Raw genomic sequence first — 11,757 nt, 5'->3', positions numbered from 1 at the left:
TTCATGTTTCACGTTTATCACTCTAATCAGCTTGATCTGCTCAAAAGCCTGGCAGCCAGAGTGATTAAACTGGATCCGCTTGACGATCCTTTTGCCTCAGAAATGGTGCTGGTACAAAGTCCGGGCATGGCGCAATGGTTACAGATGGAGCTGGCGCACACCTTTGGCATTGCGGCGAATATTGAATTTCCGCTACCGGCCAGTTTTATCTGGGAAATGTTTGTTCGCGTACTGCCGGACATTCCGGTCGAAAGCGCTTTTAGCAAAGCCAGCATGAGCTGGAAGCTGATGCACCGTTTACCCTCGCTGCTGCTACAGGATGAGTTTGCCTCACTGCGCCATTACCTGAGCGATGATGGTGACAAGCGCAAACTGTTTCAGCTCAGTGCCCGCGTCGCTGACCTGTTTGACCAGTATCTGGTTTATCGCGCCGACTGGCTGAACAGTTGGGAGCGGGGTCAGCACATCGACGGCCTGGGCGATGCCCAGATTTGGCAGGCGGCGCTATGGCGTGACTTAGTGAATTACACCGAGGAACTGGGCCAGCCTAAATGGCACCGTGCCAACCTCTATGCGCGCTTTATCCATACGCTGGAGCAGACGCAGACCCCACCAGCCAACCTGCCCGAACGGGTTTTTATTTGCGGCATATCAGCGCTTCCGCCGGTCTATCTTCAGGCGTTACAGGCGCTGGGGCGACATATCGATATCTATCTGCTGTTCACGAATCCCTGCCGCGACTACTGGGGCGACATTCAGGATTATGCTTTTCTGGCGAAGTTACAAAGCCGTCAGCGTCGCCGCCACGATCGGGAGGAGTATCGTGGATTGTTTAGCGATGTGGCGCGTGCGCCTGCGCTGTTCAGTGACGAAGGCGAGCAGCAGCTCACGAACCCGCTCCTGGCCTCCTGGGGCAAGCTGGGGCGCGATAACCTTTACCTGCTCAGCCAGATGGATCTTAACAGCGAAATTGACGCCTTTGTCGATGTAGAGGAAGACAACCTGCTGCACAGCATGCAGCACGATCTTCTCAATCTGCAGGACAAGGCCGTGATCGGTCTGACGGCCGACGAACTGGCCTACAGTGGGCAAAAGCGTTGTCTGGATCCAGCGGATCGATCCATCGCCATACAGGTTTGTCACAGTGCCCAACGCGAAGTGGAAGTGTTGCAGGATCATTTACTGGCGCGGATGGAGGCGGATCCCGGGCTAAAAGCACGCGATATCATTGTCATGGTCGCCGACATTGACGCCTATGCGCCCTTTATTCAGGCCGTGTTTGCTAATGCTCCGGCCGAACGTTATCTGCCGTTTGCCATCTCTGACCGCCGTGCCAGTCAGGCGCATCCAGCGATTGTGGCTTTTCTGCATTTACTGGCGCTGCCCGACAGCCGTTTCGTCTCCGAAGATGTGCTGGCGCTGCTGGACGTGCCCGCCTTAGCGAACCACTTCTCGATTGACGAAAGCGGGCTGCGTTTACTGCGGCGCTGGGTGAGCGAATCGGGCGTACGCTGGGGGCTGGATGATGCCAGCGTTGAGGCACTGGCCCTGCCGGTTACCGGTCAGCATACCTGGCGCTTTGGGCTGCAACGCATGCTGCTTGGCTATGCGATGGAAAGCCAGCATGGCGACTGGCAGGGCATCCTGCCCTACGATGAGTCAAGTGGACTGGTGGCCGAACTGGCAGGTCATCTGGCTGAGCTGCTGTCGCGGCTCAACCACTGGCGTCAGGTGCTGTCCGAACCGCGCCCGCTGGAAGCGTGGCTGCCTTTGTGCCGCGAGCTGCTCAATGCATTCTTTACGGCCGATCCCGAAACTGAAGCTGCACTGCTGCTGGTGGAAGAGCAGTGGAAGGCGTTGATTGAATACGGCATGGACGCACGCTTCGATGAGCCCATTCCGGTGGTGTTGCTGCGCGACGATCTGCGCGGCCGACTGGACCAGCAGCGTATCAGTCAGCGTTTTCTCGCCGGACAAATCAACTTTTGTACCCTGATGCCAATGCGTTCCATCCCGTTTAGCGTCGTGTGTTTACTGGGGATGAACGATGGCGTTTATCCGCGTACCCTGGCGCCGCTGGGATTTGACCTGATGCAACAGCAGTCGCGTAAAGGGGACCGTAGCCGCCGTGATGACGACCGTTACCTGTTTCTGGAGGCCCTGATCTCCGCGCAGCAACAGCTCTATATCAGCTATATCGGACGCGCGATACAGGACAATACCGAACGTTATCCGTCCGTGCTGGTCACAGAATTACTGGAATATATTGGGCAAAGTTTTTATCTGCCAGGCGATGAAGACCAGGATCTGGACGAGAGCGCGCGCCGGGTCAGGTCGCATCTGGAACACTTACACAGCCGGATGCCGTTCGCGCCCGAGAACTTTCAGCCCGCGTCGGCAGCCCACAGTTTTGCCCGCGAATGGCTTCCCGCCGCGCGGGGTACGGGTCAGCCCCAGCCCGATTTCGTTCAGCCCCTGCTCACGCCGCCCGTAGAGACATTAGCCCTTGAACAGTTCCTGCGATTCTGGCGTCATCCCGTGCGGGCCTGGTTTCAGCAACGCTTGGGCGTGAGTTTCTGGCTTGAAGAAAATGAACTCCCCGACAGCGAACCCTTTGCGCTGGATAGCCTGGAGCGTTACCAGATTAATGCCCAACTGCTGAATGCACTGGTAACAGGCGAGGACACCGATCGTCTTTATGCCCATCACCGCGCTGCCGGAAACTTACCTTATGGCGCGTTTGGTGAACTGTTCTGGCAGGCTCAGCGTGAAGAGATGCAGGAGGTGGCGGCAGACGTCACCTCTCAACGTAGCGAAGGGGAAAGCTGGGAAATCAATCTGGATCTGGACGGCGTCAGCCTGTCCGGCTGGCTGACTCAGGTGCAGAGTGACGGGCTACTGCGCTGGCGGCCAGGCGTGCTGAATATCAATGATGGTTTATTACTGTGGCTCGAACATTTAGTTTATTGTGCACTGGGCGGTAACGGCAGAAGCCGCATGTTTGGCCGCCAGCAGAGCTACTGGTGCTTCCACGCCGTTGCGCCGGATGACGCCACGGCCCAGTTAGCGCGCTACATGCAAGGTTATCTGCAAGGAATGCGCGAACCCTTGATGCTCCTGACTAAAAGCGGGGGCGCCTGGATCAGCACCTGTTTTGATAAGAAAAGCCATCAGTTCCTCAGTGATGAGGCCACGCAGCTCAAAGCCCGCAACAATTTGCTGGCGGCCTGGGTGGGGGGGTATCAGCAGGAGGGCGAGGGAAGCGATCCCTATTTGCAGCGGCTGTGCAGAGTACTGGACGAATCCCAGCTACAGCGCATAACCGAGGCGGCGGCGTGCTGGTACTCACCGGTGCTGCAGGCCCATCAGGACGATCGGTAAGTCACACCTTTGCAGGTGATGAGAACACCAACGAACGTTTGTTGTATTTTCAGCCGCCAATGCGCTGGCAAGGCGGCTTTTGGGTAACGTAAGAGGTTTACATGCGCACACATGCACGCTTGATCCTGGCCATTCTGTTCAGCCTGGTGGCGTTTACGGTTCAGGCCGAAACGGGCCAGGGCTGGCAGCCCGTTAACAGTACCATCGGTAAAAGCGAACAGGATCCGCGTCAGTATCAGGCTATTACGCTGGATAATGGCATGACCGTGCTGCTGGTGTCAGACAAGGATGCTCCTAAATCGCTGGCGGCTTTAACCCTGCCGATTGGTTCACTGGACGATCCTGCGCAACAGGCTGGCCTGGCACATTATCTTGAGCACATGGTGCTGATGGGCTCAACGCGTTATCCGGAACCTGACAGCCTGGCGGACTTCCTCAAAAAGCATGGTGGCAGCCACAATGCCAGCACGGCGTCCTACCGCACCGCTTTTTACCTTGAAGTGGAAAACGATGCCCTTGCGCCTGCCGTCGATCGCCTGGCCGACGCCATTGCGGCACCGTTACTGGATCCGGTCAATGCCGATCGGGAACGTCATGCGGTCAATGCTGAGCTGACAATGGCGCGCGCCCGCGACGCTTTGCGCATGGGCCAAGTGGGGGCCGAGACGATCAATCCGGCCCATCCGGCTGCGCACTTCTATGGGGGCAATCTTGAAACCCTGCGAGATAAACCCGGCAGTAACCTGCATCAGGCGCTGCTGGACTTTTACCACAGCCACTATTCTGCCAACCTGATGAAGGCCGTTATCTACAGCAACCAGTCCCTGGCGCAGATGGCCGCCATTGCGGCAGACACCTTTGGTCGGGTGGCTAACCACAATGCCAGCGTTCCGATGATTAATGAGCCTGTTGTCACCGAGGCGCAGCAGGGTATTCTTATTCATTATGTGCCTGCACAACCCCGTAAACAGCTCAAAATTGAGTTCCGCATTCCGAATAACAGCGATCGCTTCCGTAGTAAAACGGACACGCTCATCGGCTATTTAATTGGCAACCGTAGCCCCAATACGCTGGCTGACTGGCTGCAAAAACAGGGGCTGGCCGATGGCGTCAGCGCCGGAGCCGATCCGGTTACCGAGCGCAACAGCGGCATCTTTACGATCAGCGTCTCACTCACCGATAAAGGCCTCGCCCAGCGCGACGACGTCGTGGCGGCCGTCTTTAGCTACATTGCCATGCTGCGCGAAAAAGGCATCGATCGTCGCTACTTCGACGAAGTTTCACATGTTCTGGCGCTGGATTTCCGTTATCCCTCCATTACCCGCAACATGGATTATATCGAGTGGCTGGCCGATACGATGCTACGGGTACCGGTAGAGCACACGCTGGATGCCCCTTATCTTGCCGACCGCTACGATGCCGGGGCAATTCAGGCCCGTCTGGAAGAGATGACGCCGCAGAAGGCGCGCATCTGGTATATCAGCCCGCAGGAGCCGCACAACAGGCTGGCCTATTTCGTCAATGCGCCTTATCAGGTAGATAAAATTACCGCTCAGACGTTTACGCAGTGGCAGCAGCGTGGGCGCGAGATTCAGCTCGCGATGCCGGTGCTGAATCCCTATATTCCCGATGATTTTACGCTGGTTTCTGCCGCAGAGAAGACCTATCGCCATCCGGTAAAGTTGGATAACGATTTCGGGATGCGCATTTACTGGATGCCAAGCCAGTTCTATGCGAATGAGCCCAAAGCCAGCATTACCGTGGCGTTGCGAAACCAGCAGGCCATCAGCGATGCGCGCCAGCAGGTGCTGTTTGGTCTGAATGACTATCTGGCCAGCCTGGCGCTGGATGAGTTGAGCTCGCAGGCCTCCATTGGCGGTATCAGCTTTTCGACCAGTGAGAACGATGGTCTGGTCTTTAACGCCAGTGGCTTTACGCAACGTCTGCCCGCCTTGCTTAAACAGCTGGTGGATCGTTATCGCACCTTCCAGCCCAGTGAGTCGCAGCTGGAGCAGGCTAAATCCTGGTACCTGGAGCGACTGGACGCGGCCGAAAAAGGCAAAGCCTTTGAGCAGGCTATTCAGCCAATGCAGCTCCTGTCGCAGCTGCCTTATACTCAGCGAGAAACACGCCGCAAACTGGTGAGCGGCATTACGCTGGATGAGGTGGTGGCTTACCGCGATGCGTTATTAAAAAATGCCACGCCGGAGATGATGGCGGTTGGCAACCTGAGCGCCGACAGCGTCACGCAGTTGGGGCGCGATCTGAAACAGCAGATGCAGTGCAAAGGGACTCACTACTGGCACAGCAACTACCTCAGCGTTGAAAAGCCGTTAAAGGCGAATCTGGAGCAGCACGGCAGCAGTACCGACTCTGCGCTGGCCGCGCTCTATATTCCTTTAGGCTATGACGAATACCAGAGCATGGCCAACAGCGCGATGCTCAGCCAGATCGTGCAGCCATGGTTTTACAATCAGCTACGGACGGAAGAGCAACTGGGCTATGCCGTCTTTGCCTTCCGGATGCCGGTGGGACGTCAGTGGGGAATTGGTTTTCTGTTGCAGAGTAACAGCAAGCAGCCCGCCTATCTAATGCAGCGCTATCAGGCATTTTATCCCCAGGCTGAGCAGCGTCTGCGTACGATGAGCCAGGCCGATTTTACGCAGTATCAGCAGGCGATGCTCAACGATCTCAGACAGCGTCCACAAACGCTGAACGAAGAAGCCGATCGTTTCAGCCGCGATTTTGATCGCCAAAACAACGACTTCGATACCCGGCAAAAGCTGATGGAGCAGGTCCAACTGCTTACGCCTGCCGGCCTGGCCGATTTCTTTCATCAGGCCGTGATGCAGAAAAAAGGCATGGCCATGACGTCGCAGATCGCCGGAAGCGGCGAGCGTAAAATCGAATTTGCCCCGCTGCCTGGCTGGAGAACCTGGCAGGAAATCGCCAAACTGCAGCAGTCGCTGCCGGTAAAGAGTGAAACCCAATGATGCAGTCAAGACCCGAGTCGCTTAACCCGTTAACGCTGCCGCTGAGCGGCGAGCGGTTAATTGAGGCGTCAGCGGGGACCGGTAAAACCTTTACGATCGGCCTGCTCTATTTACGTCTGCTATTAGGGCTGGGCGGCGAGAACGCCTGGCGCAGGCCGCTGTCCGTCGAAGAGATTCTGGTGGTGACCTTTACCGAAGCCGCTACGGCTGAACTGCGCGGTCGTATCCGTGACAATATCCATCAGCTACGTCTGGCCTGCGTGCGTGGTAAAAGCCATAACCCCATGCACCAACAGCTGATGGAGCAGATCCCAGACCTGCCCCAGGCCGCGTCACAACTGCTGGCGGCCGAGCGACAAATGGATGAGGCGGCAATTTTTACCATCCACGGCTTTTGTCAGCGCATGCTTAACCTGAACGCTTTTGAATCGGGCATGCTGTTCGAGCAGGAGCTGATTGAAAACGAACAAACGCTGCTCCGACAGGCCACGGCCGATTTCTGGCGTCGCCAGTGTTATCCCCTGTCGCTGGATGTGGCCAGAGTCATTGCGGCGGAGTGGAGCGGGCCGGACAGCTTACTGACCACGCTGCGGCCCTGGCTGCAGGGGGAGTCACCGACGCTCAGGCGCCCACCTCGCCCAGAGGAAACGCTGGCCTCCCGCCATGCGGCCAATCTTGAGCGAATTAACGCCCTTAAGCAGCAGTGGCAGGCTGCCAGCGCCGATGTGGAAGGGCTCATTAGCGCGTCTGGTGTTGATAAGCGCAGTTATAGCAGTAAGCACTTACCTAACTGGGTGGCTAAAGTCACCCAGTGGGCACAGAGCGAAACGCTTGATTATCAACTGCCCAAAGAGCTGGAGCGCTTTGGACAGCAGGTGCTGCACGAGAAGACCAAAAAGGGCGAGGCACCGCAGCATGCATTGTTTGATGCGGTAGATCGCTTTCTGGCCGAACCGCTGACGTTGCGAGACGTCATTATCTGGCAGGCCCTGACCGAGGTCCGCGAGGCGGTCCAGCGCGAAAAGCGTCAGCGCGCACTATTGGGCTTTGATGACCTGTTGAGCCGTCTGGATGAGGCGCTTCAACAGCCGGGCGGGGCACTGCTGGCGGAAACGATTCGCGGGCGCTTCCCGGTCGCGCTGATTGATGAATTCCAGGATACCGATCCGCAGCAGTATCGTATCTTTCGTACGCTATATCTCCATCAGCCAGAGCTGGCCCTGCTACTCATTGGTGACCCCAAACAGGCGATTTATGCCTTCCGTGGTGCGGATATCTTTACCTATCTGCGCGCCCGTAGTGAAGTTAGTGCTCACTACACATTAGATACTAACTGGCGCTCCTCGCCTGACATGGTGGACAGCGTTAACCGGCTGTTTTCACAGGTTGATTCGCCGTTTCTGTTCTCTTCCATTCCTTTTCTCCCGGTCAGTCCGGCTGCGCCTAATCAGGCCCTGAAGCTGATTTATCAGCAGCAACCGCAGCCCGCGCTGCGCTTCTGGCTTCAGCCGGGTGAAGGTGTGGGAGTGAGTGATTACCAACAATTTATGGCGCAGCAGTGTGCTGCGGATATCAGCCGCTGGCTGGTAGCCGGACAGCAGGGGCAGGCGCTGATTGGCAAAGGCGATGCCCTGCAGCCGGTTAAGGCATCGGACATTACCGTGCTGGTGCGCAGCCGTAACGAGGCCAGCCTGATCCGCGATGCGCTAAACAGCCTGTCGATTCCCTCCGTTTATCTTTCCAGCCGCGACAGCGTTTACACCACGCCGGAAGCGCGTGAACTGTTATGGCTCCTGCAGGCGGTTCAGTCACCTGAACAGGAGCGATTGCTGCGCAGCGCGCTGGCGACGTCCATCTTTGCTATTGATGCCGCCGAACTGGACGCGCTGGCGCAGAACGAACGCCACTGGGATGCACTGGTGGAGCAGTTTGTCAGCTGGCAGCAAATCTGGCATCAGCGCGGCGTTTTACCCATGCTGCGCGACGTGATGACCACGCGGCAACTGGCCGAAAATATGCTGGCATCAGACAATGGTGAACGGCGCTTAACCGATCTGATGCACCTGGGTGAACTCCTGCAGGAAGCGGCGGTTCAGCTCGACAGCACCCATGCGCTGGTGCGTTTTCTGGCACAGCAAATTGCCCGCCCCGATAGCCAGGCCGCCAGTCAGCAACTGCGTCTTGAAAGCGATCGTCATCTGGTGCAAATCGTCACCATTCATAAATCGAAAGGATTGCAGTATCCCCTGGTCTGGCTGCCCTTTGCCGCCGGATTCCGCGAGGCCGCCAGTGCGCTGTATCACGATCGTGAAAGCTTTGCTGCGATGCTGGACGTGCAGGGGGATGAGTACAGCCTGACGCTGGCAGAAGAGGAGCGCCTGGCAGAGGATTTACGCCTGCTCTACGTGGCACTGACCCGTTCGGTTCACCACTGCAGCGTAGGCATTGCACCGCTGATTAAGGGCGCGCGTAAAAAAGCGGGTGAAAGCGACTTGCACAAAAGCGCGCTCGGTTTCCTGGTGCAGCGCGGCGAAATCGCCGATGCCGCGCAGCTCAGTAAGCATCTGCAGGCGCTTGAGGGCGCGGGAATTGAGGTTATCAGCAGCGCGCTCCAGCCCGGGGCGATCTGGCATGAAGGCCAGGGCAGCAACGATGCGCTGAGCAGTCGGGAAATGACGCGAGCGCTGGCCGACAGCTGGCGCGTCACCAGTTATTCGGGTTTGCAGCAGCACGGTAGCTCAACGCTGCTAGACGCCTTGCCTAAATTTGATATCGACGCCGCAGGCGAAACGGCAGACGAAGAGGATACCCTGTTGACGCCGCACCATTTTCCGCGCGGTGCGGCACCCGGGACGTTCCTCCACGGATTGTTTGAATCAATCGATTTCACCGAACCGCCAGAGGCGCTGTGGCTGGAAGATCAGCTCCAGCAAAACGGATATTCACTCAGTTGGCTCCCGGTCATTCAGCAGTGGATTGCGCGCGTCCTGACAACGCCGCTTAACAAGGAAGGCGTAACGCTGTCCAGTATTAACAGCCGCGACCGGCTGATTGAAATGGAATTTTATCTCCCGATCAATAACCTGCTGACCGCGACCGATCTGGATGCGCTGGTACGCCGGTACGATCCGCTGTCGCAGCGCGGTCCGGCACTGGATTTCCGCCAGGTGAAAGGCATGTTGAAAGGGTTCATTGATTTGGTGTTCCGCTGGCAGGGAAAATACTATCTGCTGGATTATAAATCGAACTGGCTGGGGGAAAGTCGTGCCGCATACACGCCCGAGGCGATGGAGCAGGCGATGATCGACCACCGCTACGATCTGCAATACCAGCTGTATACCCTGGCGCTGCACCGTTATCTCCAGCACCGTCTGGCAGGCTATGACTACCAACAGCATTTCGGCGGCGTCTTTTACCTGTTTCTGCGTGGCGTCGATGGCAGCCCGGACGACAACGGCATTTTCGCCACCCGACCCGACCCGGCGTTTATTGATGAAATGGACAGGCTGTTTGGCAATACAGAGGAAATGTTATGAGTGATATAAACGCCTTACTGCTCCAGGCAGTCGAAAAGCGTTTACTGCGACCTCTGGATATACAGTTTGCCCGCTTGATTGCGGACGACGCCCAGCCTTTTCTGCTGCTGGCAGCGGCCTGCGTCAGTGCCGATGCCGGAGAAGGTCACGTCTGTCTGCCGCTGGCTAATCTGAGCGAGGCCGGACTCTTTGCGGGGCGTCAGCCGGCCCTGGCCCAGGCACTGTGGCAGGCCGCAGGCGCGCCGGACGATGTGCATGCTGCACTGGCGGGCTGGTCAGCAATCAGTGATGGCAGTGCCGTCACCCCGCTGGTGCTGAGCCATGAGCGTTTGTATCTGCATCGCTTGTGGCAGAGCGAAGGGCAGGTTGCGCGCTTTTTTTCGTTGCAGCCCGACGAAGGAACATTTGATGCGCACCGGGCCAGCGAGGTACTGACCAGCCTGTTTGGCAGCCGTCCTGACGACTGGCAAAAGATTGCCGCAGCCGTGGCGCTGACGCGAAAAACCGCCGTGATTTCAGGTGGTCCGGGAACCGGTAAAACCACCACGGTGGCAAAGCTGCTGGCTGCGCTAATCCGATTGAATACGGTGCCGCTGCGCATACAGCTGGCGGCGCCCACGGGCAAAGCCGCGGCCCGTTTAACGGAGTCGCTGGGTAAAGCTCTACAGGGACTGGCCGTGAGCGAGGAAGAGCGCACCCGGTTCCCTGCGGAAGCGACGACGCTGCACCGCCTGCTGGGTGCACAACCGGACACGCAGCGTCTGCGCTATCACGCGGGCAACCTGTTGCATCTGGATGTACTGGTGGTCGATGAGGCCTCAATGGTCGACCTGAGCATGATGGCAAAACTGATCTCTGCCTTGCCACAGCATGCGCGCGTGGTCTTTCTGGGCGATCGCGATCAGCTGGCTTCGGTGGAGGCGGGCGCCGTGCTGGGGGATATTTGCCGCTGCAGCGAAACAGGATTTAGCCCGTCACGGGCTGCACAGCTGACGGCCCTGACCGGCTGCACGCTCACAGGCGACGATGTTGAGGCCGCGCCAGCCGTTCGCGACAGCATTTGCCTGCTGCGACAGAGCTATCGTTTTGATGAAAAGTCCGGAATAGGTCAGCTGGCACGGGCGGTGAACCAGGGCGATGCGCGCCAGATGAGCGCGATTTTTGCCGCCGGACACCAGGATGTTTCTTTTCAGCCGCTGAACGACGGCGACGCTTATCAGGCTATGCTGGACGAGGTAGCGCGGGGTTATAGCGATTATCTGCATGCCGTTCAGCATCAGGCTACGCCAGAGCAGGTTATTAACGCATTCAGCCGTTATCAGCTGTTGTGTGCCCTGCGTGAAGGGCCCTTTGGCGTGCACGGGCTGAATCAGCGCATTGAGCAACGCCTGATGCAGCTGCAGCGCATCAGACGTCCTGCGTTGGGCAGCCGCTGGTATGCGGGAAGGCCGGTAATGATCACCCGTAATGACAGCGCACTGGGGCTGTTTAACGGCGATATCGGTATTACTCTACGCGATGAGGAAGGCCAGCTCAGAGTCTTTTTTCCGTTGCCAGACGGCAGCGTGAAAGCGATTCAGCCCAGCCGTTTGCCGTCTCATGAAACCGCCTGGGTTATGACGGTACACAAGTCGCAGGGATCGGAGTTTGACCATACCGCGCTGGTCATGCCGACCCAGTTTCTGCCGGTGCTGACCCGCGAGCTGGTTTATACCGCAATTACGCGTGCGCGCAGTCAACTGACGCTTTACAGCGATCGTGCAATATTTGACCGCGCCGTACAGCTGCAAACGCAGCGGCGAAGCGGGCTGGTGGAAAGGTTAGGGGCGGCCGGGCAGGCGTAACAG

4 protein-coding genes are annotated in these 11,757 nt (G+C 57.8%); all 4 read left to right on the top strand.

The features are described from left to right. The first annotated feature begins 3 nt into the window (after window positions 1-3). The 4 genes from recC to recD all read left to right on the top strand — a co-directional run bounded on the left by recC (window position 4) and on the right by recD (window position 11,754). Window positions 4-3,381 carry an exodeoxyribonuclease V subunit gamma gene (gene recC / locus NYE92_RS09960; RefSeq protein ID WP_014605144.1) on the top strand — a complete coding sequence of 1,126 codons (3,378 nt, stop codon included), beginning with the start codon at window positions 4-6 and terminating at the stop codon, window positions 3,379-3,381. 101 nt (window positions 3,382-3,482) lie between these two features. After that, window positions 3,483-6,374 (top strand): pitrilysin, encoded by a 2,892-nt coding sequence (gene ptrA, locus NYE92_RS09955; RefSeq protein WP_259018911.1) that lies wholly within the window; start codon window positions 3,483-3,485, stop codon window positions 6,372-6,374. Then, window positions 6,371-9,910: an exodeoxyribonuclease V subunit beta gene (gene recB / locus NYE92_RS09950; protein WP_259018910.1), complete on the top strand. Its 3,540-nt coding sequence runs from the start codon at window positions 6,371-6,373 to the stop codon at window positions 9,908-9,910. The genes ptrA and recB overlap by 4 nt, the downstream gene beginning before the upstream one ends. Continuing rightward, window positions 9,907-11,754, top strand: a complete 1,848-nt coding sequence (recD, locus tag NYE92_RS09945) for an exodeoxyribonuclease V subunit alpha (protein WP_014605147.1) — start codon at window positions 9,907-9,909, stop codon at window positions 11,752-11,754. The genes recB and recD overlap by 4 nt, the downstream gene beginning before the upstream one ends. Window positions 11,755-11,757 lie beyond the last annotated feature (3 nt).

Origin of the sequence: Pantoea sp. B566, assembly GCF_024793925.1 — a bacterium.
Classification (GTDB): domain Bacteria; phylum Pseudomonadota; class Gammaproteobacteria; order Enterobacterales; family Enterobacteriaceae; genus Pantoea; species Pantoea ananatis.
This window is presented reverse-complemented; position numbering and strand designations above follow the sequence as displayed.